The sequence below is a fragment of the Natrinema marinum genome, assembly GCF_024296685.1.
Lineage (GTDB): Archaea > Halobacteriota > Halobacteria > Halobacteriales > Natrialbaceae > Natrinema > Natrinema marinum.
Genome location: NZ_CP100763.1, coordinates 2,780,214 through 2,803,966 on the forward strand (window position 1 = coordinate 2,780,214; position 23,753 = coordinate 2,803,966).

A 23,753-nucleotide genomic window follows, 5' to 3' on the forward strand; every position below is an offset into this window, starting at 1 on the left:
GACCTTTTTGAGCGGACCGTTCCTACCGGTGGCCATGTCACTGACTGCGGGCGTCGTCGCGGTGCAAGGCGACGTGTCCGAACACGCGGCGGCGATCGAACGCGCCGCGGAGGCCCACGGGCACGAGGTTGCCGTCCGCGAGATCCGCGAATCGGGGATCGTTCCCGACTGCGATCTGCTGGCGATGCCGGGCGGCGAGTCGACGACCATCTCCCGACTGATCCACGGCGAGGGAATCGCCCCCGAAATCCGGGATCACGTCGCCGCCGGCAAGCCGCTGCTCGCGACCTGTGCTGGCCTGATCGTCGCCTCGAGCGACGCCGGCGACGACCGGGTCGACGAACTCGGCGTGATCGACGCGAGCGTCGAGCGCAACGCCTTCGGCCGGCAGAAGGACAGCTTCGAAGCGCCCCTCGAGGTGACGGGCCTCGACGACCCCTTCCCGGCAGTGTTCATTCGCGCACCCGCGATCGATACGGTCGGCGCGGCAGCGGTGCTCGCGACCTGGGACGAGCGCCCGGTCGCAGTCCGGGACGGCCCCGTCGTCGGGACCGCGTTCCACCCCGAACTGACGACGGACAGTCGGATCCACGGCCTGGCCTTCTTCGAAAACGACGCGGTGGAACTGCCACTCGAGGGATCGGGGTCGCGCCGGTCGTGACGCGAGCGACGGGAGCGACAGGAGTGCCGATCCCGGCCGCTGCATGCACTCGCGACCGGACATGTTTTGCCCCTCCTCCCCAACGGTAGGGGTATGCAGGCATCCATCGACGCGGTTCGCGTCGCAGGGACGCCCCAGGGCCCGGTTCCGGTGGTCGTCCTTGCCGTCGACGACGAGGACGACGTCGTGCCGATCTTCATCGGGTTCAACGAGGCGACCAGCATCGCCCGGGGACTCGAGGCCGAGGACATCGGCCGACCGCTGACCCACGACCTCCTGCTCGACGTGATGGAGGAACTCGGGAGCCGCATCGACCGCGTCGTCGTCACCGAGATCAAAGAGCGCGACAGCGGCCAGGGCGGCACCTACATCGCGGACATCCACCTCGAGACGCCCCGCGGCGAGGCGGTCATCGACGCCCGGCCGAGCGATTCGCTGGCGCTGGCCGCCCGGACGAACGCGCCGATCGAGATCTCCGAGGCGGTCTTCGAGGACAGCCGAGACGACAGCGAGAAGTTCGACGAACTCGAAGACATCCGCAACGTATCCGGTGATCTGTAGATGGACGACGTGCTCGCCGACCTGTTTGCCGTCATCGAAGACCGAAAGGAAACGCTGCCCGAGGACTCCTACACCGCCTCGCTGTTCACCCACGAGAAAGGCGAGAACGCGGTGCTCGAGAAACTCGGCGAAGAGACCACCGAACTCGTTCTCGCCGCGAAAGACGACGATCGCGAGGAGATCGCCCACGAGAGCGCCGACATCGTCTACCACCTGCTCGTGTTGCTCTCGATGAAAGACGTGGACCTCGCGGAGCTCGAGGCCGAACTCGAGGCGCGCCGCTAAGGGCCCCGACCGCTCGACTCGATCCGATCGCTGCCCGGTATCGGGACAGAAGGCGTACCTTCATTGTGGGGTAGGTTCCATACCCACTCATTGTGATACCGACAGGTCTGGCAGCGGGCCGACCGAATCGGAGGTGAACGGACGTGCCCGACGACTCGACTCCCGACGACGCCAGCGCGCCCGATTACCGGCAGCTCTCGTTCGTCGCGCTCGCGGCCGTCGCGCTCGTGCTGGCGGCCGCGTTCACGCCCGGCGTCGCGGTGCCGGCCGGCTCGGAGTCCAGCAGTGAGACGGACTCGCGCCTCGAGCCCGGCGATTCGGCCGGCGGGGGCGGTGGCGGCGGTGAGGGCGGTGACGGACCGAACGTGGAGTTCGACTGGCGACGGTTGCTCGAGTTGCTCGACATCGACAGGGGCGACCGTGACACGGAGCAGCCCGACCCCGAAGCGGCCTGTGTCATCAGCTTGGATCGAACGCCGGTGCCCGGCGGACAGGTGACGGCGACGATCCACTACGAGGGCGAGTTCCTCGACGACGCGCCGGTGTGGTTCGAGGATCGATACGTGGGGCGAACCGACGAGTACGGGCGAGTGACCGGTACCGTCCCGTACGTCACGAAGATGGAGATTCGAGTCGGCGCAGGCGACGACGTGACGTGTCGAGCCGGAGCGGGCACGGCAAGCGGAGCGGTCGCCGCCGACGCAAGTGCGAACGGACGGCCGTCCGGGACGACGGCGAGCGCCACCGCGGGGACGCTGGTGGCGGCGCAGGCCGCCGACGGCATCCTGACGACGCAGTCGACGGCCGAGGACGAGGATGGGGCCGAAAACGCGACCGGCTCGTACGAGGTCACCGGCGAGGTCGAGATCGACGTTCGCGGCGACCCCTACCCCGGCGAGGAGGTCACCGCTGAGGCGACGATCAAGGGGGTACCGATGCGCGATGCGACCGTCTCCGTCGACGGGACGACGTTCGGTCGGACGGACGACGACGGCACGGCGTCGGTGACCGTCCCCGACGACGGCTCCGAGCGGCTCGAACTCGAGGTGACCCGTGGTGACTTCTCGGGGACGAAACGGATCGACGTACTCCTGCTCGAGGCGCGGCTCCGGCCCGGCGGACTCGCGCCGATCCCCGGCAGTCCCGGCACCGTCGAGGCCGTAATCGACGGCGAGCCGGTCGCGAACGCCACCGTCACCGTCGGCGGCGAACGCGCGGGAACGACGGGTGCCGACGGACGACTCCCGGTCGTGTTGCCGCGCGATCCGACGACGACGGTGACGGTCCACACGGGCGATCGGACCACAAACCAGACCGCGAGCGTGACGCTCCTGAGTGCCTACGGCGGCCTCGCGGCCCTGACCGCGGTCGTCGTCGCCGGCCTGGCGGCGTTCGCACACCGCACGCACGGCCGCCGCGGATCGGTCGCCGTCGGCGGCGCTGCCGCGGCGCTGCTCGCGGTGCTCGTCGTCGAGGCGTTCTACGGATCGTGGGCCGGGCTCGCGGCGCTCGCCGCCGTTTCGCTGCTCGGATTCGGACTCGTCGCCGGGCGGTCCGACGGCGAGCGGCTCCGCGACCGCGAGTTGCCCTCGATCCGCGGGGCGCTAGACCGGTTCCTGACGTGGCTCGTCGACCGAACGATGTGGCTCGTCGACCGCCTCGAGGTACTGGCCGACCGGGGACGGGCGCTGGCGGCCGCCGTTCGCGGGTGGCTGAGATCGCTGCCGCGGTCGGCGAGCGGGCTCTGGGCGCGGTTCGCGGACTGGCTACGGACGGTTCCGGCACGCGTTCGATCGGGACTTCGACGCGCGCTCGTGGTCGCGAGGACGCTCCCGCTCAGAACGGCGGCGGTCGGGCTCGGGGCCGTCGCCCTGCTCGTCGGCGGCTACGTGCTCGACGGCTTCCGCGGGGCCGCCCTCGTCGCGGGCGGCCTCGCCGTCGCCGGCGTGATCCGCTACCGCTCCGACGAGGCGGAGGCGATGGAGGCGGACGAGGACCGCGACGACGGCGAGCCAGCAGCGTCGAAGCCGATAGCGGAGACACCGAACCGAGAGCGGCGACGCTCGTTCCGCGAACTCTGGCGTGCGTTCGCACGGCGAGTCTCGCCCGGCCGGTGGCGAACGCGCACGCCCGGCGAGATCGAGCGTCGCGCCCTCTCGGAGGGGTACCCCAGCGAGCCGGTGCGCGAACTGACGACGCTCTTTCGCGAGGTGGAGTACGGCGGCCGACCCCGCTCGAGCGAGCGCCGCGACCGGGCAGCGGCGGCCTACGACGAGATCGAAGCGGAGCGCGAGCGTGCGGAGACGGCGGACTCGCAGACGACCGAACCGGCGTCCGCGACCGACGGAGGGGAGCGATCGTGAGGCCCCGTCGAACGACGATCGTCGCCCTGTTCGGGCTGGCGCTCGTCGCGATCGGGACCGGTCTGGGAGTCGTCCAGCCCGGCGACTCCGGGGGTGCCGGCGGGCTCGTCGCCCTGCTCGTCCTCGTCGCGCTCGGTCTTGGCTTTCAGACGGTCCGCGGCTCGCTCGACGGGACCGCCGACGCACCGACCGTTCCGTGGGCGGGCGACGACGCCTTCGCGACCCCCGCGCCCGAGCGGACCGACCGCAAGCCCCCGCTCTCGAGCGACGACCTCGCCGGGCTGATCGAGACGGCCGGCGAGCGGGCCCGAGACGAGGAGAGCGTCGACGAGGGACTCGAGGCGGTCCGCCCCGCGCTCCGAGAGACGCTGATCGACGCGCTCGAGCAGGGCGGGCGCTCGCGATCGGAGGTCGAGGCGGCGCTCACGGACGGGAGCTGGACCGACGACCGGGTCGCCGCGAGCGTCCTCGCGGCCGACGTGGCGCCGCCGAATCGCTCGTTTCGCGAGCGGGTTCGCGTCTGGCTCTCGCCCGAGCGCGTCGTCCGCCAGCGGGCCCGACGGGCCACCGACGCGGTCGCCGCGGCCGCAGACGATGCGCTGCCGACGGTCCCAGGCCAGACCGCGCCTCGAACCGTACCGGTCGTCCGGCCCACTCTCGAGGACCTCCAGCGTGGCGCGGACGGGCGGCTCCAGCGCGCGGTCGATCCGCGGGCGATCGCCCGCGGACCGCAGCCGCGCCGGCCGCAGGTCGGCGACGAACTCGGGGATGCCGAATCGGACGGAACGGACGGGCGAGACTATCGCGCCGAGATCACGGAGGAGACCGGCGCGTGAGCCGTCGACAGCGACGCTGGCGGGGTGCCATCGCGGCGACGATCGCCCTCGCGGTCGTCGGATTCGTCGGCAACGCGCCGGCCCTGCTGCTCGGGTCGATCGTTCCGCTCGCGTTCGTCGCCTACGGGTCGCTGTCCCGCGTTCGGGACCCCGAGGGGCTCGTCGCGACCAGGACGGTCGCGCCGACGCCCGCGCCGCCGGGCCGCCCTGTGACCGTCACCCTCGAGGTGACAAACGACGGCGACCGGACGCTGACCGACGTTCGACTCGCCGACGGCGTCCCCAGAGCGCTGGCCGTCCTCGAGGGGACGCCGCGGGCCGGCGTGACGCTCGAGCCCGGCGAGAGCCACAGCGTGACGTACCTCGTCGTGGCCCGGCGCGGGGAGTACGACTTCGACCCGCCGGAGTGTCGGCTCCGGGGGCTCGGGGCGAGCGCGGTGGCGACGGTCTCACTGCCGGTGTCGGGCGACCGGTCGCTCGTCTGCCGACTCGATGCCGACGCGCCGCCGATCGAGGAGGACGGGGCCGGCCACACCGGCCAGTTCACCGCTGATGACCCCGGCGACGGCGTCTCGTTTCACTCGACCCGGGAGTACCGCCCCGACGACCCCGCCGACCGGATCGACTGGCGACACTACGCGAAACGCGGGACGCTCGCGACGGTCAACTACGAGCGACAGGTGTCGGCGACCGTCGTGCTGGTCGTCGACGCGCGCGCGGCGAACCGCGTCGTCGCCGGCCGCGGGCGGCCAACTGGCGTCGAACTCGAGGCCTACGCCGCGACGCACGCGCTGACCGACCTGCTGCAATCGGGCCACGACGTCGGCGTCGCCGTGATCGGCCTCGACGGCCCCGGCCCCGCGGGCTGTCACTGGCTCGAGCCGGCCAGCGGGCGCGACCAGCGGACGCGCGGGCTCGAACTGCTCCGGACGGCGGCCGACGGCGATTCGGCGGCCGACAGCCGGCCGAATCAGACGCGGGCGGACGCCCGACGGACGGAGGCACAGGTCCGCAAAGTGCTCGAGCTCGTCCCGCCGAACGCACAGCTCGCCCTGTTTACGGCCGCCCTCGACGGGGCCCCGGTCGACGCGGTCGAGACCTGGCGCGGCGCGGGGCTACCGGTCGCGGTCTGCTCGCCCGATATCGTCCCCGAAAACACCGTCAGCGGTCAGTACGAGCAGGTGCGACGACGGACGCGACTGGCGCGCTGTCAGGCCGCCGGCGCTCGCACGGTCGACTGGCGGCGGGGGACGCCGCTGCCGCTGGTCATCGAGCACGCCTTCGCCGCCGACGCGCGGCTCTCGAACACGCGGCTCCTCGGTGGCGGCGGGTCGGCGAACGACGGCGGCGGACCGGACGAGGACGGAGCGGCGGGAGGCGAACACGACGAACGCGCCGAACGAGACCCCCAGACCGGGCGGCGGACGCGGCCGGGAGGTGACGACTAGATGTCGCTGGCCGGCGGCCCCCGCCTCGATCGGCCGTCCGCGATCGGCGACGAGGGGCGGGCGCGTGCGACGAGTCTCTGGATCGCCACGCTGGCCGTCGTCGCCGCCGTCGGGCTCGTCGGCGTCGCGATCGGCGAGCCGTCGCTGCTGCCGACGCTTGGCCTGGTCGTCGGGCTGACGGTCGCGGGCGTCGGGCTGCTCGAGCGCCACGGGTTCGTCGAGCAACTCGTCGCCCACGCGTTCCTGTTGACGGTCGGGACGGCGTTCTCGCTGATCGTCCTCGCGGCTCCGCTCGTCGCCGGGCCGGGGCTCGCGGTGAGCGGGTGTGCGCTGGCGCTGGCCGGGACCGGGGCCGCCTGGGCCGATATCGGCGGCGAGAAGCTGAAAACCGCCGCGACGGGGAGCGTGCTCGGCTACGTCTCGATGCTGGCCTCGAGCGCGGCGGTAACGGTGCTGCTCGCGTTCGGCTATCTCGCCACGGCGGTGGTGGGCAGAATCACCGGCGTCTCGAGCCCGATCGGGTCGCTCACCGGCTTCCTGATAGTCGGGGCCGGAACCGCCGTCGTCGTCCGACTGTCGCTGCGGTGGCTCCCGATCGTGGCGTTGACCCCCCGGGATCGGCGGCCGGCGGTCGAACGGCGGCTCGCGTCCGTCCGGCGATATCTGACGTGGACGATCTCGGGGGCGGTCGTCGCGGTCATCGCCCTCTCCGGCCTCGTACTCGGGGGCGCGACGGCCAGGCTGTCGGCCCGGCAGCCGGCGCTTTCGGGCGGGCTCGAGGTGCTGTCCTCGCCGATCGTCGTCTGGCCGATCGTCGCGGTCGGCGCGGTAAGCGCCGCCGCCGGCGTGATCGCGCTCGTCCTGCGACGGCTCACGCGGGAGGCCGATGCCGACGCGACGCGCCGGACCGCCGCGATCGTCGTCGGCGTCGGACTTTCGCTGCCGTTCCTGCTCGGGGTGGTGCTCCTGATCGCCAGTAACGGGGTCGTCGTCGGCCCGGTCCTCCTCGCGGGAGCGCTGCTGATCCCCTTGCTGGTCGGACCACTGGCGGCCGCGTTCGTGTTCGGCAGCGGCGCCGTCTGTACCGCCGTGGGACTGCTCCCCGCGCGGGCGACCGGACCGACGATCGCCGCGACGGGGCTGGTCGTCGCCGCGATCGGCGTCGAGAGCGTGCGACCGCTCCTCGCGTTTGGCTGTATCGCGGCCGCGGTGCTCGTCTGGGACCTCTCGACGTTCGGACTCGGGGTGACGGCCGAACTCGGTCACGTACCCGAGACTCGTCGGCTCGAACTGTTCCACGGGGCCATCGCCGTCGGCGTCGGCGTCGCCGCCGTGGCGGTCGTGGCCGGCCTCGCAGGGGTCGGACGCGGCGTTTTCGGGGGTGGGGGTGCGGCCGGCGCCGCGCTCGTCGTCGTGTTGGGCGTGTTGCTCCTGTTGGTTCCCCTCCGCGGCTAGCCGGTCGCGACCCGGACAGGCGAGAGGGGAGGCTTCTTGGTCATCTAGCGTCACTGTCGTGTATGGACGAGACGAACGCGACGCCCGACGACGCCGCACGCACCGTCCGGCGGGTCGTCGAACGCATCGAGGAAGCGGCGGTGGTCGACCGCACGGTCCTCCACACGCTGCTTTCCGCCGTGCTCGCCCGCGGCCACGTCCTGCTCGAGGACGTGCCGGGGACGGGGAAGACGGTCACCGCTCGAGTGATCGCCGAGTCGATGGGGCTCGAGTTCAAGCGGATCCAGTTCACGCCCGACCTGTTGCCCTCGGACGTGACCGGCTCGATGATCTACGACGAGCAAGCCGGCGAGTTCGAGTTCGCTCAGGGGCCGGTGTTCACGAACGTCGTGCTGGCCGACGAGATCAACCGCGCGCCGCCGAAAACGCAGGCGGCGCTGCTCGAGGCGATGGAGGAACGCCAGGTCAGCGTCGACGGCACGACCTACGAGCTGCCCGAGCCGTTCGTCGTCGTCGCGACCCAGAACCCGATCGAACAGGAGGGGACGTTCCGCCTCCCCGAGGCCCAGCGCGACCGCTTCAGCGTCAAGACCTCGCTCGGCTATCCCGACCGCGACGGCGAACTGGGGCTACTCGAGCGGCGGGCGAACCGGCGGTCGCTCTCGCCGAGCGTCGAGCCGGTCGCGAGCCGGCAGGCGGTCACGACGCTTCAGGATCTGACGGAGGACGTCACCGTCGACGAGAAGGTCCGGGGCTACATCGTCGACCTCGCGCGGCAGACGCGGGCCGACCGGCGAGCCGACACCGGCGTCTCGCCGCGGGGCGTCCAGCGGGTGTTCGAAGCGGCCCGCGCCGCCGCGCTGATCGACGGCCGGTCGTACGTCACCCCGGACGACGTCAAACGCCTCGCCCGGCCGACGATGGCCCACCGGATCGTCCTCACCACCGAGGCGACCGTCGAGGGCGTCGAGCCGAGCGCCATCGTCCGCCACGCGGTCAACGCCGTCGACGTGCCGGCGGTCGCGCCCGGACGCGACGAGCCCGAACCCGAGTCGGACGCCGAATCGGAGACGGACCACGAGCCGAAACTCGAGGACGCGTCCGACGACGCCACCGAACCCGGAGCCGACTCCGCCTCGCCTCGAAATCGGTAACGGTCGACGCGACTCAGCGCTCGTCGGCGGGCGTCCACTCGCGGTCCGTCGCCCCGACGTATCGGGAGTCGGGACGGACCAGTCTGTTGTCCGCGCGCTGCTCGAGGCAGTGGGCCATCCAGCCGGCGACCCGCGAAACGGCGAACGTTGCGGTGAACAGCTCCTTCGGAATCCCGACGCCGTCGAGCAAGGCGGCGGTGTAGAACTCGACGTTGGTGTCCAGTCGGCGGTCCGGGCTGTGGTCGGCTAACGCCTCGACGGCGACGGCCTCGAACTCGCGGACGGTCTCGAAGAAGTCGCCGTCGGCCGACTCGGCGTAGAGGCGTTCCGCAGCCGACTCGAGGACCGACGCTCGCGGATCGCGGACGCGGTAGACGCGGTGGCCAAAGCCCATCAGCCGCTCGCCGGCCGCCAGCTTGCCTTTGACGTAGCCGGCCGGATCGCCGAGTTCGTGGACATCCCGCAACATCTCGAGGACCGGGCCCGGCGCGCCGCCGTGGAGCGGCCCCTTGAGCGAGCCGACCGCGGCGGTGGCCGCGGAGACGAGGTCCGACTCGGTCGAGACGACGGTTCTGGCGGTGAACGTCGAGGCGTTGACGCCGTGGTCGACGACGGTGGAGAGGTAGGTCTCGAGCCCGCGAACCGCCGCGTCGTCGGGCTCGTCGCCGGTCAGCATGTGGAGGTAGTTCGCTGCGTGACCGAGGTCGTCACGGGGCTCGACGGGGGTGGCTCCCTGCCGGTAGCGCCAGTAGGTCGCGACGATGGTCGGGACGACGGCGACGAGGCGCCGGGCGAGGGCCTCCGAATCATCGGCTCCGGCAGCGTTGGCCGCGGAGGCATCGCCCTCAGGGCCGAGATTCGCCGCCGCGATACCCATCCGCAGGGCGTCCATCGCGGGTGTTTCCTCCGCGGCGGCGCGCCGGAGCACTGCACAGACCTCGTCGGGGAGGTCGCGACGGCTCGCGAGGTCGGCCCGGAACGCGGCCAGTTCGTCGGCCGTCGGCAGCCGGTCGTGTAACAGGAGAAAGACGCTCTCCTCGTAGGTCGCGTTGGTCGCGAGGTCCGCGATCGGAAACCCGCAGACGACCAGTTCACCGTTCTCTCCGTCGATGTGGCTCAGTCTCGTCTCCGCGACGGTGATCCCCTCGAGTCCGGGGTGGATCGACTCGTTCATAGCCGGACGAAGGGCCGACGTAAATGTAAGCGCTTGGAGCAATCTCGTTCCCCTCGAGCCGCCGGAGGCGGAATCTCTCGCCGACAGTATCGCCCGAACTGCCGGAACGCTCTCGTCGAAGCGATCGGCAGTAGCCCACGATAGCGGCGTCGTTGCGGGGATTTGGGGCCGTTCGGGAGGATCACCGCTTCCAGCGATCGGGCCGAAATCGGCCGACGCTATCGGGGAACGCAGTTTCTCCCCGCCCGCCGACCCGTCCGACGGCGGTCACTCCGATAGATCGTCGAGGAGTCGTTCGTCGGTCAGGACGGTCTCGACGACGGTGCGGCCCGCGTCGGTGAGCTCGTAGCCATCCTCACCCTTGGCGACGAAGTAGTCCCGGAGCTGGCGCAGGTGATAGTTGAACCGGCCCTTATCCTCGATCGAGGACGACGCGCGCAGCGTCGAGTATGCGACGGGGTCGTCTCGGTCGGCCAGCAAGAGGAGCAGTTCGAGGCGATCGGGTTCCGAGAGGACGGCGAGCGTGTCGGAGACGGGCTCGAGCGCCGTCGACCGAACCGGGGTTCGAATCAGCGAGTCTCCGGCGACGTCTCGGTTTTCGACCGGGGTCCACGCCTTCTCCGTCGCGCCGACGTACTGGCTGGTCGGACGGACGAGGTCGTCGCTCTCGCGTTGCTCGAGACAGTGGGCCGCCCAGCCACCGACCCGCGAGACGGCAAACGTCGCGGCGAACAGCGCCGTCGGAATCCCGAGTTCGTGGAGCAACGCGGCGGCGTAGAACTCGACGTTCGGCTCCGTCCCGCGGTCTGGCGCTCGCGCTGCCAGCACGTCGCCGGCGACGGTCTCGAACTCGCGGACGGTCTCGAGGAAGCCGTCGTCGCCCGTCGCCTCGACGAGGCGGTCGGCGGCCGCCGCGAGCACCGTCGCCCGCGGATCGCGGCCCCGGTAGACGGGGTGGCCGAACCCCCGCACTCGCTCGCCGGCATCGAGCTTCTCGCGGACGTACCGCTTTCCGTTCCCGGAATCGTGGACCTCACGGAGCATCTCGACGGCTAACTCGAGTCCACCGCCGTGGCGCGGCCCCTTGAACGTCCCGACGGCGGCCGTCACGGCGGAGACGACGTCGGAGTCGGTCGACATGACGGTCCGCGCGGTGAACGTCGAGGGGTTGAGGCCGTGCTCGAGCAGCGTCACGAGGAAGGTCTCGATGGCGCGCGCCTCGGTTTCGGTCGGTTCCTCGCCGGTCAGCATGTGGAGGTAGTTCGCGGCGTGACCCAGGTCGTCGCGGGGCTCGATCGGTTCCGCCCCCCGTCGGTAGCGCCAGTAGGTCGCCGCGATCGTCGGCACGACGGCGACGACGCGTTCGGCGGCCGCTCTGGACGCCGTCCCGTCGGTCTCGAGGGTCGCCGCCGCGACACCCATCCGGATCGCGTCCATCGCAGTGTGGCCCGTCTCGGCGGCGCGCTCGAGCAGCGCCCGGACCTCGGGTGGGATCTCGCGGCGGCTCGCGAGGCTGGACCGGAACGCGTCGAGTTCCGCCGCGGTCGGCAGTCGACCCTCGAACAGGAGGAAAACACACTCCTCGTAGGTCGCGTTGGTCGCGAGGTCGTCGATCGGATAGCCGCCGACGATCAGCTCGCCGCGCTCGCCGTCGATGTCGCTGAGCGCGGTTTCGGCGACGGTGACGTACTCGAGTTGCGGATCGAAGACGGACGGTGACACGACGGATAGAGGATCGGAGCCGGCCGTTGTAATGGTTGTGCAGCGCGCCGTCGGCGAGTCACTCGCTGACCGCAGCGCCGACCGCGCCGGCGACCGCGCTCTCGATGGCCATCACGACCGAGATCGCGACGGCGAGCAGAAAGATGCCGATGCCGGCGGCGCCGGAGATCGCACCGCCGACGGGACCGAGCGTGAGGCCGGCGATACCGACGGCGACGGCGATGAGCAATCCGCCGATGATCCCGCCGAGCGAGCCTGCGAGCAGGCCGTGCCAGAAGCCACGTCCGAGCCCGCCGCCGGCCATGTAGCCGGCGACGAAGCCGCCGAACAGGCCCGCCGCGAGCTGGCCGATGCCCGGAACAACGAGGCCGACGATCCCGAGGACGGTCGCAACGACGAATCCGACGAAGACCGCGCGCCAGTCTGTCATAGGATATCGTAGGACAGCGGCAGGGATAAGCTCGCGGCGGCCAACGGACGCCCTTTTATGGGCACGCGTCCTATCCGCGAGCATGATTTTCGAAGACCTTCCGACGACGCCCACGTCGGAAGAGCTGATCGACAAGGCGTTTTCGCGGGCGGCGCGGGCCGGGAAGGCCAAAGGCGGCCTCGAGGCCCAGCAGTCGATGCTCCAGACGGCGGCCAACATCATCTCCGACAATCTCGAGAACGTGGTCACGGCGTGGCCGGACTTCGAGTACGAAGACGACGTGCATCCGTTCTACTACGAGCTCGCGGACGCGATCGTCGACGTCGATCGGCTCCGCCAGAGCCTTTCGGAGGTGATGTGGGCCAGTCGGAAGGCCCGCGAGATCCACGAGGAGTACCAGCCGCGGCTGCGCAAGACCGACGTCGACACCGCGCGAAAGCACCGGAAACAGGCGTTCGCCCGACTCGCGGACATCGTCGAGCAGATCGACGACGAACTGCTGTACATCAACGAGTCGCGAAACGACCTGCGCGATCTGCCGGAGATCGACCCCGACGAGCCGACGATCGTCGTCGCCGGCTACCCCAACGTCGGGAAATCGTCGTTCGTCAACGACGTGACCAACGCCCGCGGTGAGACTGCCTCCTACCCATTCACGACGAAGGGGATCGGGCTCGGCCATTTCGAGCGCGATCACATCCGCTACCAGATCGTCGACACCCCCGGCTTGCTCGACCGCCCGCCGCAGGATCGCAACGAGATCGAATCGCAAGCGGTCAGCGCGATCGAACACCTCGCCGACTGCATGCTCGTGATGGTCGACCCCACCGGCGAGTGTGGCTATCCGATCGGCTCGCAACTCGAGCTCCGGGACGCGATCGCGGCCCAGTTCGAGGACGTGCCGGTGCTGACGGTGGCGAACAAGGCGGATCGGTTCGACGCTGCCGAACTCGACGAGGCGATCGCGGCCGATTACACCATGAGCGTCGAAACGGACGCGAACGTCGAGACCGTGCTCGCGGCGGCCGTCGAGGCGATCGATCACGAACCCGAGTTGCCGTTCGAGGGATAATCGCTCGAGAGGAAGTCACCGCGAAACGGTCTCCCGCCCGGTTCTCGCACGGGGGCGGGCGAGCATCGCCGACAACCGATCGCCGTATCGCCGGCGGTTGCACTCGAGGGGGTAGCGAACGGCGTTTGCAGGTCTATTAGTGCGTTGAGGGAGAGTACCAAGCACAGATGCTCGAGAAACCAGATCTGACCGGCCAGACCGCGTTCATCACGGGGACAACGCGGGGAATCGGCAAGCAACTCGCGCTCGCACTCGCAGAACAAGGATGTAACATCGTCTCGACCGGGAAAACGGTCGACGATTCGGACTCCGATCTGGAGGGGACGATCCACAAGACGGCCGAGGCGTGCGCGGAAAAGGGCGTCGACACCCATGCGATCCAGTTGAACGTCCGCGACGAGGAGAACATCGAGGCGGCCATCGACGAAGCGATCGACGAGATGGGCGAGATCAACATCGTCATCAACAACGCCTCGGCGATCCAGACGGAGTCCGTCGAGGAGATGCCCGCGAACCGGTACGACCTGATGAACGAGGTCAACGTGCGCGGAACCTACCTCGTCTCGCGGGGCTTCATCGACCACCTCAGGGAGGTCGACGAAGACGCCTGGATCCTGACGAACGCACCACCGGTCACGATGGACCGCGCGCCGGGGCGAGCCGCCTACGCCTGGTCGAAGATGGGGATGTCGTTCATCACGCTGTCGCTGGCCGACGAACTGGCCGACGACGAGATCGGCTGTAACTCCTTCTGGCCCGTTACCGCCATCGACACGCGCGCGACCCGCTACTTCGGCATGGGGACCGAAGACGACTGGCGCACACCCGAAATCCTCTCGGATACGGTGCTGGGGATACTCGACCGCGATCCAGCCGAGTTCACCGGGAACTACGTCTACGACGAAGACTTCCTCTGGGAAGCCGGCATCGAGGACTTCTCGCGGTACAATCTCACCGACGGCGACCCAGCACCGATGTCGGCACAGCTCTTCGATCCCGACTACTCACGACCCGAAAGTAACAGATCGTAGCGGCGGACAACCGCTCTCGAACCGACGCGAGCCCCGCTAGCCGGCGTCGAACACCAGTCGATCCCGCGCGCCGTCGATCGTGACCGCCGCGCGATGCTCGCCGGCCGCGAGAAACCGATCGATCGTCACCTCGAGTACCGTCCCGACCCGCCACTCGTCGCCGGACTCGAGGACGCGCGTCGACCGCTCGCCCGACCCGACGTACGTCCCGTCGAGTACCACCTCGAGTGCGGCCGGCTCGAGGGTCTCGCCGCCGACGTTCTTGACGTACAGCGTGACCTGCCCGTCAGCGTCGTCGTAGGTCGCACCCGCCGCGGGGTCGTTGATGACGACGATCTCCGCGTCGATCGTCGCGACCGTCCGGTCGGCCTCGTCGGCGGTCGACTGGGCGAACACCGACGACTGCGTGACGATCGTACCGGCAAAGGCGGCCGCGATGCTCACCGCGGCGATGAACAGCAACACCTGAGCGACGGCGGTACGGACCATCCGTATTCGAAAGCCAGCGTTAGGTACGTGATATGCCTACCGGCCGGACGGCGACGGCCGCGGTCGCCACCCGTCGCCCCACTCTAATCGAGGACGACGACGTATCTGACCTCGACGTCCACGGGCTGGTCGGCGTGGCGGTTGATCCGCTCGCTCAGGGTGTCGGCCAGTTCGGGCACCGACTCGCCCGGCGGCCCGCCGATCGTCACGACAACCCGTTCCGGACTCCGGAACGGATAGTTGTCGCTCATCGTGACCTCGAGCTCGAGCACCTGAAACTCCTCGTATTGCCCCTGCGAGAGGACCGCCTCGACCTCCTCGCGGGCGTCCTGTTCGAAGTTGCCCGCCTCGTAGGAGGCGTAGGTGATGCCGCCGAGAAACACCGCGAAGACGAGGACGATGACGACGAGGCCGACGATCCGCTGGCGAAGCCGCTGTTCCGTCTCTCCTATCTGGAACAGGTTCTCCGGCCGGTAGCCCGCGTACCACAGCGTCAGGAGACCGGCGAGGTTCACCGAAAGGAGGTTGACGAGGACGAGGACCGTCGCGCCGATGGCGGCCGAGGGCTGTCCCCACGCGAGGGTGATCCCCGCGACGCCCGCAGGCGGGATCAGCGCCGCGGCGATCATCACGCCGACGAGCGCGACGGAGGTTCCGGTCGCGATGCTCACGACGCCCGCGACGCCAGCGCCGAGTGCGATCGCCAGCGAGAGCAGGTCGGGCGCGAGCCGCTCCGAGATCTCGCCGACGTTCGTCAACACCAGCCCCGGCGGGACGATGTTCGTCACTCGGACGAGTAGGGCGAACACAGCGGCGGCGCCGATCGCGAGGACGACGCCGACGATCTGGAAGGTGACGCTCTCGACGAACAGTTCCTCGTCGTCGATCACCGTTCCCACGCTGGCACCCAGCGCCGGCCCGATCAGCGGCGCGATCACCATCGAGCCGACGACGACCGCCGGCGAGTCCAGCAGGAGTCCCGCGGTCGCGACGATCGCGCTGATGATCGTCATCACGGCGTAGACGGGAAACGTCGGCGTCAACTCCTCGGCCTCGGCCCGCAACTCGTGGCGCGAGATGCGCTCGGACTCCACGTCGCCGTTCTCGTACTCCTCGCGAAGCGCCTGAAATCGCCGGGAGACGACCGTCTCGGCATCGACGACGACCGTGTACGCGTCCTCGTCGACCCCCACGTCCTGTAGCTCGTCGAGCACCGGTTCCACGGCCGCGTCGGGCAACGGAAAGTAGACGACCGCCGTATACTCCCGACTGCTGTCCTCGTCAGTCAGGACGTAGTCGATCCCTCGATCGTCGAGCGTCCCGAGGATCGTCTCCCGCTTGCCCGTGGGCACCGTCAGCTGTACGAGCCGCACGGTACGACCTGAGACACTCGGGGGTCATAACTCCGGGGCATTCCGTTCCACGCAGCGGGTCGCAACGAACTCGAGTCGCTCGTCGGACGCCCGGAGCGACGACGCTCGGCAGCCGTCTCGGTGCATATTAACCCGCGACGTTCCTACACCGGCGTATGTTCGATACCCGCCCGAACCGGGAGGCCGAAGTCGCCCTCGTCGGCCGCTCGAACGTGGGCAAATCCACGCTCATGCGCGAACTCACCGGCCACAGCTTCGACACCGGGGGGAAACCCGGCGTCACCCGCTCGCCAAACCACTACGACTGGGCCCCGGAGGACTTCGTCATCACCGACCTCCCCGGCTTCGGCTTCATGAGCGGCGTCGACGAGGACCACCGCGAGCAGATCAAGACCGACATCGTCCGCTACTTAGAGGAGTACGCCGACAACGTCCTCGTGGCAATCCTCGTCGTCGACGGGAAGAGCGTCATCGACATCATCGATCGTCACTCCGGCCCCGACGAGATCCCCTACGACGTGGAGATGTTCCACTTCCTGCGCGAACTCGACGTCCCCACCGTCGTCGCCGTCAACAAGATGGACAAGGTCGACGACCGCGACGAGCGGCTGAACGAACTCTGCGACCGCCTCGGGCTCTATCCGCCGTGGAAACAGTGGCAGGAGACCATCGCCCCAATTAGCGCGAAGAAGGGTCAACTCGAGCCACTCAACGAGGCCGTTCGCTCCCAGTTGCACGAGCAACAGCGGGACGATCTATTCAAATTCTTTTAGAGAACGAGTCATAAGACTCGTCTTGTGGCTCGAGGTTCTTACGGGCCAGATCGTCACTCGCACATAGTTGGTGATCGTAATGACGAGTCAGAAATACAGTACGAGGAATACTTCTAAAGCAGAAAATGAACCCCCTCTATCGACATTCCCCCGATGCTGCGCACATAGAATCTGTCCAGAATAATTCTAACTCCATCTAACTCTCCAAAGTAATATTCTCTCCGAAATTCTGTTCTTGATTGATTTTATGGATGAAAACTATTTCAGAAACATTTATATTTGAATATTTTATTTCGCCAGAATATTCTATACTCCCTTGACAATCAACTGACGGTGGTGACCACTGTTCTGATGCGTTTATAATACATACTATACTTTCATCTTCAGATGAAATATAGTGGGAAGCAGTAATCCCATACTTCTTTGCAACTCCACTGATTACCCCACGGAAACCAATACTATTATCCGTGAAGTTAGTCATTTCTACAGTACTTTCTGTGTCGTCACAGAGGCTTTTGTTAATTTGAACAGATGAATCAGCTTCTGGATTACTATCCCCATCTATATTAGCACATCCAGAAATAGATATTGTGCTGCCTAAGAATAGCTGAAGGTATCTTCTCCTCCTCATAATCATATATTCACTTCGGTGAATGAATATCTGCCGGTGTCGATGGTCGAAATCCCATGTGACTGCGACCAGTTCGTGAATATCGATACGAACTGGCACTCGGCCATCGACATCGATCCCGCGATCAGACTACGTGGTTACGAAACTCCTCACCGGTCTCGAGCCGAGCGACGTTCTCGCGGACGATCTCGCCTACGTCGCGAAAATAGTCCCGCGTGTAGGCCGCGCAGTGGGGCGAAACGATGACCTCGTCCATCTCCCAGAGCGGGGAGTCCTCGGGTAGCGGCTCTTCCTCGAAAACGTCCAGCGCCGCGCCGGCGAGGGCGTCTGCCTCGAGCGCGTCGATCAGCGCCGCTTCGTCGACCACCGGACCGCGGGCGACGTTCACGAAGTAGGCGTCGTCGCGCATAGCGTCGAACGCGTCGGCGTCGAAGAGATGGCGCGTCTCGTCGGTCAGCGGCACGGTGACGATCACGAACTCGGCGTCGCCGATCGCCTCGAGCAGCCGGTCGGTCGCGTAAATCTCGTCGAACCCCGGAACGGGATCGCCGGAGCGGCGGATGCCGGTCACGCGAAGCCCGAGCGCGCCCAGCGTCTCGGCGACGCCGCGTCCGAGCGTCCCGGTGCCGACGACGCAGGCCGTCGACCCCGGCAGCGTAAACGCCTCGTCCCAGTCGGGGCGGTCCCACCGTCGCTCCTGTTGGTTCGCGACGTGATCGTGGAGTCGTCGGGCGAACATGAGCAGGTAGCCCGCGACCGTCTCGCCGACGGTCCGGCCGTGGATCCCCGTGCTGTTCGTGAGGACCACGTCGTTCGCCTCGAGCGCGTCGAACGGGAACCGGTCGACGCCGGCCTGGATCGAGTGGATCCAGTCCAGTTCGAGGAACGCCGCCCGGTGCTCGAGGGTGACGACCGCGTCGCAGGCAGCGATGCCATCGTCGCCGATCACCGCGACTTCGATCGACAGATCGCCAAGGGAGTCCGCGAGTTCCGTCGGCGGAAAGACATCGTCGACGGACTCGTGGATTCCGAGTCGCTCGAGTTCGAACGTCATCACCGACGCCTACAGGCGACGCCGTGTTGAAGGTTTGCGACTCGATATCCGCGATCGGCGACCCCACCGATCGCTACCCGGCCGGTGGTACGGATCGGCCTCGAGGCGCCGCGAGCGGTCGGTCTGGGACAGCGCGAGGTCCACAAAACGGACCGAGCCAGCGAGTTTATAGCTGCAGGCGCGAAACGAGGTTCGAATGGAAGATATCGACCGAACGTCGACCGCCGACGAATTCGACGCCGATGCGATTCTCGCGGATCTCCTCGAGTGCTGTGGCGAGACAGTGCGTGCGTTTGCGGAGTACGATGCGAAAACGTACAACGTCCTCTACTTCGACCAGCGACTGGTCGACGAGATCGAGACCGAAGCGGAGTTGCAGGCGTTCGCCGACCGGATCCACGAAGACTACCGGCTCGATTTCACCGAGAAACGGATGTACGAGGACGTCTACTCCGAACTCGGAGAAGTGCGCGCGTTCAGCGTGTTCTTCAGGCAGAGCGCGATCATTCGCTTCGTCGGCGAGCGGGAGGGAATATACGTGTCGCTCGACCGGGACGCCCCCTTCAACGAAGCCATCGAATCCGTATACGAGAATCTCGCAGAGAGTTCCTGACGATGCACAGAGACGAAAAACAACGGTTGGCAGAAGCGTCGAACGTCCTCTTGCTCGGGTCGATGCTCGACGACTCGACCAAGCAGGTCCACAACATGCTCCTGTCGCCGGACACGTCCGAGCCGACCGACATTCTGGTGCTCACCTTCCGGTCGCCGGACCAGTGGCTCCGGGCATGGGCCGGCGATCCGGCGACCCACGAGGGGCGCATCGGGATCATCACGCTCGACGAATCGCCCTCAGAGCCGGGCCGGCAGTTCGACGACGTGACCACCGTCTCTGTCAACCCCGCGGACCTCACGGGAATCGGCATGAAACTGAGCGACTACCTCTCGAGTCGGAACCACGCGGACACGGAGACGGTGATCTGCGTCGAGTCGATCACCGAGCTCCTGCAGTACACGAACCGCAAGTCGCTGTTCCGGTTCCTGCGAGTGATCACGCGGCGCATCGAACACGTCGAGGGGATCGCCCATTTTCACCTCGATCCGGCCGCTCACGACCAGGAGACGGTGAACACGATCAAATTGCCGTTCGACGCGATCGTCGACATCGGCGGCCCGGACGAGAAGGTCACGGTTTCGACGCGCTACTAGCCGTTCGCAGACGGAAGCGGCGGCTCGGAGAAAGGCCCTCGTCACAAGGGGCTCGGAGGGGGTAACTCTTCGTCACGGCCGCCAGTCGTGGCTACTCCGTCGAGGTCTTTCGGTCTGTCGTTTCTCGCCGCGAGCGTCGTGGCGGTCGTCGCGTGTCTCCTCTTTGCGATCAGCGGCATCTGGCCGCCGTTCGTCGCCGTCGAAAGCGCGAGCATGGAGCCGAACATTCACACGGGCGACCTGCTCTTCGTCGTCCGGGAAGGGCGGTTCGCCGGCGACGAGTCCGTCGCGGAGACGGGTATCGTCCCCGTCGAAAACGGTCGCGGTAGCGGGGACGAACGGTTCGGACGGGCCGGCGACGTGATCGTGTTTCGGCCGAACGGAGATCCGTCGAAAACGCCGGTCATCCACCGAGCCTACTACTGGGTCGAGGCCAGTAGCCAACCCGGCCTACACGTTCAACCGCCCCTGCGCGGAGATCCGAGCCTGTCCGGCCCCCACGACGGGTTCATCACGAGAGGTGATGCGAACAGCGTGTACGACCAGATCGGCGGCAACGAGCCGAACACGACCGTCGTTCGTCCCGACTGGATCGTCGGCAAAGCGGTAGTCAGAATCCCCTGGCTCGGAAACGTTCGGCCGCTGCTCGAGTCGCTGCTCGGGCTCAGCGTCGTCGAATCGGTTGCGACGACGGTCAGGTGATCGGCTGGCCGCCTCGAGTCCGCGCGTCTCCGTGGCCGCAACCTCGCGTCACCGAGTCAACCGACGACGTCAGCGGCGGTCGACCGGGCGAACGATCCACCCCCGAACGGAACGCGTCGAAAACCGCCGCTCACGTTTCGAAATCGATCGTGCCTTTATCCGAGTTCGGTCTGAAAGAGTAGCGAATGGCTGCAATCGAGAACAGGTCGTCGTTCGAGGAGTTCGACGCCGACGCGATCCTCGAGGAGATCCTCGGGATCTGTGACGATCGGGTGCGCTCGTTCGCGGAGTACGACGCCCAGACGTACAACATTATGTACATGAGCGAGCGGATGGTCGACCAGTTCGAGAGCGAGGACGAAATCGATGACCTCTCCGATCGGATCCACAGCGACTATCGACTCGATTTCACTGAAAAGGAGATGTACGAGGATGTCTACGCCGAACTCGGCGAGGTACGCGCCTTCAGCGTCTTCTTCACGCGAAGTGTGATTTTCCGATTCGTCGGTGAGCGGACGGGGCTCTACATCTCGGTCGATCGGGACGCTCCGTTCAACGAGATCATCGACGCCGTGTACGACAGCATCGAGGCACCCTCGTGACGATGCGAGCGGACGCCGAACAGCGGTTGGCGAAGGCATCGAACGTTCTCTTGCTCGGGTCGATGCTCGAGGAGTCGCCCCAGCGGACTCACAATGCGCTCCTGTCGCCGGGTACCGACGCTCCGACCGACATCCTGGCGCTTACTTTTCGGTCGCCGGACCAGTGGCTCCGGGCGTGGGCCGGCGATCCGGCGCCCCACGAGGGACGCATCGGGATCATCACGCTCGAAGAGTCACCCTCGCAGCCCCAGCGGAAGTACGACAACGTGACCGCGGTTTCGGTCAACCCCGCGGACCTCACGGGAATCGGCATGAAACTGAGCGACTACCTCTCGAGTCGAGGAGACGCGGACGCGAAGACGGTGATCTGCGTCGAGTCGATCACCGAACTCCTGCAGTACACGAACCGCAAGTCGCTGTTTCGGTTCCTGCGGGTGATCACGCGGCGCATCGAACACGTCGAGGGGATCGCCCACTTTCACCTCAATCCGGCCGCTCACGACCAGCAGACGGTGAGCACGATCAAATCGCCGTTCGACGCGATCGTCGACACCGGCGGCTCGGGCGAGGAGGTCACGGTCTCGACGCGCTACTAGCGCGAGGAGGAGACGGTATCGCGCCACCAGTCGCCTACTCTTCCGAGGCGTTCCGGTCCGTCGTCCCACCGTCGTCGCGCCACCCCTCGAGTCCGCGTAATTCCTCGGCCACGGCCTCAATCTCGGCGGGCTCGAGCGCGCCGCGTTCGGTGACGACCTCGGTCACGCAGTCGGCGGGCGTCACGTCGAACGTCGGGTTCAACACGTCGACTGTGGCGTCGCCGTCGTAGACCGCGACGCGGTCGCCGGACTCGAGGTTCACGTCCTCGCGGGTCGAAACCTTGTCCGTGGCCGCGACGACCGAAACCGGAATCCCCTCGCGATCGGCGGCGATCGCCAGCCCCCGCGTCCCGGTCTTGTTCACGACCGAGCCGTCGGGGAGGACGGTGTCCGCGCCGACGACGACGCGATCGATCGGCTCGCTCGCGAGGACGTGTGCGGCCGCTGCATCGGTGTGGACCGTCACCGCGCCGTCGATCGCCGCGGCCAGCCTCTCGGCGACGGCGATCCCCTCGCGAGCCGGCCGCGATTCGGCGACGTAGACGCGGTCGGGCGTGCCCTCGCGGAGCGCCTCGAGGACCGTCCCCGACCGCGAGAGCGTCGCGACGCTCCCCGAGAGACGTTCGGCCGCGTTCCGGGCGGCGTCTTCGTCGGCCGATAGCGCGCGGTCGATCCCCGACAGCGCCGACTCGAGGACCGAGGGTGCGCCCGTCCCCGACCCCTCGTTCACGTCCGCTTCGGCCATCGCCCGGTTCACTCGATTCCGGAGGACGGCCATCGACGGTCGCGCCTCGAGCAGTCGACCGGCGAGTTCCGCGAGTTCGTCCCGCTCGCCCTCGGGATCGACACCGAATTCGGCTCGTTCGGCGACGAGTAGTCCCGCGCGATCCCGAACGACCTCGAGCGCGCGCACGGAGAGATACGCTGCACCGTGGTCGCCGTCGGCCGCGATCGACCGCACGGTGGGCGCGACGCGCTCGTAGGCCGTCCACAGTTTCGGCACCGTCTCGCGGTCGTCGCCAACGCCCTCGAGCAGTTCGGTGGGGGACACCCACGCGAAGGCGTCGTGTTCCTCGCTCAACTCTACCTCGCGGGTCTCGCAGTCGAACAGGTAGGGGTGGACGACCCACTCGCGCTCGAGGGCTGGGTCCTCGAACGCGACCGGCCGCCCGGAGCGGACGAGCGAGACGGCATCGGCCTCGAGGCCCGTCTCCTCGCGGATCTCCGCGCGGACCTGTTCGTCGGGATCGCCCTCCGCAAACCCGGAGACGCCGCACCACTGGCCCCGGTAGGTGCCGACGGCGTCACTGCGGCGCAAGCAGAGAACCTCGCTCCGATGGCGGAGGAACGCGGTGACGACGTGAGCCGACTCGTCGTACGTGGTGTCGTCCGGGCACATACGATGGCCCACGATGACCGGGAACGTGTCGCTTTCGAACGCGCCGTTGCGGACCGCGAAGCGCTCGACTCGAAACCGTCCACGAGTGAGCGAAACGGACGATCGGGAATCGCCCGCTCACGAACGCTTTTCTGAACTGGCGAACGAACGCAGAGCAATGACGCGTATCGCGATTATTTCCGATACCCACGTGCCCACTCGAGAGTCGGAGATCCCCGCGTGGGCTGTCGCCGAGATCGAGGCGGCCGACCACACCATACACGCCGGCGATTTCGAGTCGTTCGGGGCCTACGAGCGGATCGTCGACCTCACGGGTGGCGAGTTGACGGCCGTTCGAGGCAACGTGGATCCGGCGACGCTCGACGCGCCGAGGACGGCCACCCTCGAGATCGACGGCGTGACGTTCGTCGTCACCCACGGCGACGGCTCGTCGGGCACCTGGCTGGAACGAGTCGTCGAGACGGCCCGCGAGGAAGCGGGCACGGACGCCGAAACGACGGTCGTCGCCGTCGCCGGTCACACCCACCAGGTGGTCGACGAGACCGTCACGTTCGACGAGTTCCACCCGGCGGAGGAGGGCCACGCAGCCGGTCGCGTCCGGGTACTCAATCCGGGGAGCGCCACCGGCGCTGCACCCACGACGTACGAGACGATGTTCGTCGCGACCGTGACCGACGGCTCCCTCACGATCGACCGGCGAAGCGGATAGGGCAGCCGATCTCGAGACCGGAGA

General features: G+C 67.9%; 25 protein-coding genes. 17 read left to right on the forward strand and 8 right to left on the reverse strand.

The features are described from left to right. Nucleotides 1-34 precede the first annotated feature (34 nt). From pdxT to NKH51_RS13885, 8 genes are all read left to right on the forward strand, one after another. On the forward strand, nt 35-661 hold the full coding sequence (pdxT, locus tag NKH51_RS13850; protein WP_254762275.1) for a pyridoxal 5'-phosphate synthase glutaminase subunit PdxT: 627 nt from the start codon (nt 35-37) through the stop codon (nt 659-661). 93 nt (nt 662-754) lie between these two features. Beyond that, nucleotides 755-1,222, forward strand: coding sequence for a bifunctional nuclease family protein (locus NKH51_RS13855; RefSeq protein ID WP_254762276.1), 468 nt, complete (start codon nt 755-757; stop codon nt 1,220-1,222). Continuing rightward, complete coding sequence (gene hisE / locus NKH51_RS13860) at nt 1,223-1,507, forward strand: phosphoribosyl-ATP diphosphatase (protein WP_254762277.1); 285 nt, start codon at nt 1,223-1,225, stop codon at nt 1,505-1,507. A gap of 143 nt (nt 1,508-1,650) precedes the next feature. Then, nucleotides 1,651-3,870, forward strand: a complete 2,220-nt coding sequence (locus tag NKH51_RS13865; protein ID WP_254762278.1) for a DUF4129 domain-containing protein — start codon at nt 1,651-1,653, stop codon at nt 3,868-3,870. Beyond that, nucleotides 3,867-4,706, forward strand: coding sequence for a DUF7269 family protein (locus NKH51_RS13870; RefSeq protein ID WP_254762279.1), 840 nt, complete (start codon nt 3,867-3,869; stop codon nt 4,704-4,706). Before NKH51_RS13865 ends, NKH51_RS13870 begins: the two co-directional genes overlap by 4 nt. Beyond that, entirely contained in the window at nt 4,703-6,154 is a 1,452-nt protein-coding gene (locus tag NKH51_RS13875; protein ID WP_254762280.1) for a DUF58 domain-containing protein, read from the forward strand. Before NKH51_RS13870 ends, NKH51_RS13875 begins: the two co-directional genes overlap by 4 nt. Continuing rightward, entirely contained in the window at nt 6,155-7,609 is a 1,455-nt protein-coding gene (locus tag NKH51_RS13880; RefSeq protein ID WP_254762281.1) for a hypothetical protein, read from the forward strand. 62 nt (nt 7,610-7,671) lie between these two features. Continuing rightward, entirely contained in the window at nt 7,672-8,763 is a 1,092-nt protein-coding gene (locus tag NKH51_RS13885) for an AAA family ATPase (RefSeq protein WP_254762282.1), read from the forward strand. Nucleotides 8,764-8,776: 13 nt separating this feature from the next. Here the strand turns inward: NKH51_RS13885 and NKH51_RS13890 are convergent, their stop codons facing one another. The 3 genes from NKH51_RS13890 to NKH51_RS13900 all read right to left on the reverse strand — a co-directional run bounded on the left by NKH51_RS13890 (nt 8,777) and on the right by NKH51_RS13900 (nt 12,089). Further along, on the reverse strand, nt 8,777-9,937 hold the full coding sequence (locus NKH51_RS13890; protein WP_254762283.1) for a citrate synthase: 1,161 nt from the start codon (nt 9,935-9,937) through the stop codon (nt 8,777-8,779). A 267-nt stretch (nt 9,938-10,204) separates the two neighbouring features. After that, the gene (locus NKH51_RS13895; RefSeq protein WP_254762284.1) at nt 10,205-11,659 is read right to left on the reverse strand and encodes a citrate/2-methylcitrate synthase; all 1,455 of its coding nucleotides are present in this window, start codon (nt 11,657-11,659) and stop codon (nt 10,205-10,207) included. Between the two features lie 58 nt (nt 11,660-11,717). Continuing rightward, nucleotides 11,718-12,089 carry a DUF5518 domain-containing protein gene (locus NKH51_RS13900; protein WP_254762285.1) on the reverse strand — a complete coding sequence of 124 codons (372 nt, stop codon included), beginning with the start codon at nt 12,087-12,089 and terminating at the stop codon, nt 11,718-11,720. An 82-nt stretch (nt 12,090-12,171) separates the two neighbouring features. Between NKH51_RS13900 and NKH51_RS13905 the strand changes: the two genes are divergently transcribed. Both NKH51_RS13905 and NKH51_RS13910 read left to right on the forward strand, forming a co-directional pair. Next, entirely contained in the window at nt 12,172-13,161 is a 990-nt protein-coding gene (locus tag NKH51_RS13905; RefSeq protein ID WP_254762286.1) for an NOG1 family protein, read from the forward strand. Between the two features lie 167 nt (nt 13,162-13,328). Next, nucleotides 13,329-14,192, forward strand: coding sequence for an SDR family oxidoreductase (locus tag NKH51_RS13910; protein ID WP_254762287.1), 864 nt, complete (start codon nt 13,329-13,331; stop codon nt 14,190-14,192). 36 nt (nt 14,193-14,228) lie between these two features. Here the strand turns inward: NKH51_RS13910 and arlG are convergent, their stop codons facing one another. Next, nucleotides 14,229-14,681, reverse strand: coding sequence for an archaellum stator protein ArlG (gene arlG, locus NKH51_RS13915; protein ID WP_254762288.1), 453 nt, complete (start codon nt 14,679-14,681; stop codon nt 14,229-14,231). 83 nt (nt 14,682-14,764) lie between these two features. Next, nucleotides 14,765-16,054: a TIGR00341 family protein gene (locus tag NKH51_RS13920; RefSeq protein ID WP_254762289.1), complete on the reverse strand. Its 1,290-nt coding sequence runs from the start codon at nt 16,052-16,054 to the stop codon at nt 14,765-14,767. 155 nt (nt 16,055-16,209) lie between these two features. Here NKH51_RS13920 and engB point away from each other — a divergent pair, with 155 nt between their 5' ends. Further along, nucleotides 16,210-16,827: a GTP-binding protein EngB gene (gene engB, locus NKH51_RS13925; protein ID WP_254762290.1), complete on the forward strand. Its 618-nt coding sequence runs from the start codon at nt 16,210-16,212 to the stop codon at nt 16,825-16,827. Between the two features lie 196 nt (nt 16,828-17,023). Here the strand turns inward: engB and NKH51_RS13930 are convergent, their stop codons facing one another. Further along, entirely contained in the window at nt 17,024-17,464 is a 441-nt protein-coding gene (locus NKH51_RS13930; RefSeq protein ID WP_254762291.1) for a hypothetical protein, read from the reverse strand. Nucleotides 17,465-17,582: 118 nt separating this feature from the next. Then, complete coding sequence (ddh, locus tag NKH51_RS13935) at nt 17,583-18,512, reverse strand: D-2-hydroxyacid dehydrogenase (protein ID WP_254762292.1); 930 nt, start codon at nt 18,510-18,512, stop codon at nt 17,583-17,585. Nucleotides 18,513-18,708: 196 nt separating this feature from the next. Between ddh and NKH51_RS13940 the strand changes: the two genes are divergently transcribed. From NKH51_RS13940 to NKH51_RS13960, 5 genes are all read left to right on the forward strand, one after another. Further along, nucleotides 18,709-19,125 (forward strand): DUF7522 family protein, encoded by a 417-nt coding sequence (locus tag NKH51_RS13940; protein ID WP_254762293.1) that lies wholly within the window; start codon nt 18,709-18,711, stop codon nt 19,123-19,125. A gap of 2 nt (nt 19,126-19,127) precedes the next feature. Beyond that, on the forward strand, nt 19,128-19,721 hold the full coding sequence (locus tag NKH51_RS13945) for a DUF7504 family protein (RefSeq protein ID WP_254762294.1): 594 nt from the start codon (nt 19,128-19,130) through the stop codon (nt 19,719-19,721). A 138-nt stretch (nt 19,722-19,859) separates the two neighbouring features. Beyond that, nucleotides 19,860-20,423 carry a S26 family signal peptidase gene (locus tag NKH51_RS13950; RefSeq protein WP_254762295.1) on the forward strand — a complete coding sequence of 188 codons (564 nt, stop codon included), beginning with the start codon at nt 19,860-19,862 and terminating at the stop codon, nt 20,421-20,423. A gap of 185 nt (nt 20,424-20,608) precedes the next feature. Next, complete coding sequence (locus NKH51_RS13955; protein ID WP_254762296.1) at nt 20,609-21,025, forward strand: DUF7522 family protein; 417 nt, start codon at nt 20,609-20,611, stop codon at nt 21,023-21,025. 2 nt (nt 21,026-21,027) lie between these two features. Beyond that, nucleotides 21,028-21,621, forward strand: a complete 594-nt coding sequence (locus NKH51_RS13960) for a DUF7504 family protein (RefSeq protein ID WP_425606705.1) — start codon at nt 21,028-21,030, stop codon at nt 21,619-21,621. Nucleotides 21,622-21,655: 34 nt separating this feature from the next. On the opposite strand, the gene NKH51_RS13965 is transcribed toward NKH51_RS13960, so the two are convergent. Then, nucleotides 21,656-23,020, reverse strand: a complete 1,365-nt coding sequence (locus NKH51_RS13965) for an eIF2B alpha/beta/delta subunit family protein (RefSeq protein WP_254762298.1) — start codon at nt 23,018-23,020, stop codon at nt 21,656-21,658. A gap of 157 nt (nt 23,021-23,177) precedes the next feature. Between NKH51_RS13965 and NKH51_RS13970 the strand changes: the two genes are divergently transcribed. After that, the gene (locus tag NKH51_RS13970; protein WP_254762299.1) at nt 23,178-23,729 is read left to right on the forward strand and encodes a metallophosphoesterase family protein; all 552 of its coding nucleotides are present in this window, start codon (nt 23,178-23,180) and stop codon (nt 23,727-23,729) included. Nucleotides 23,730-23,753: the final 24 nt, after the last annotated feature.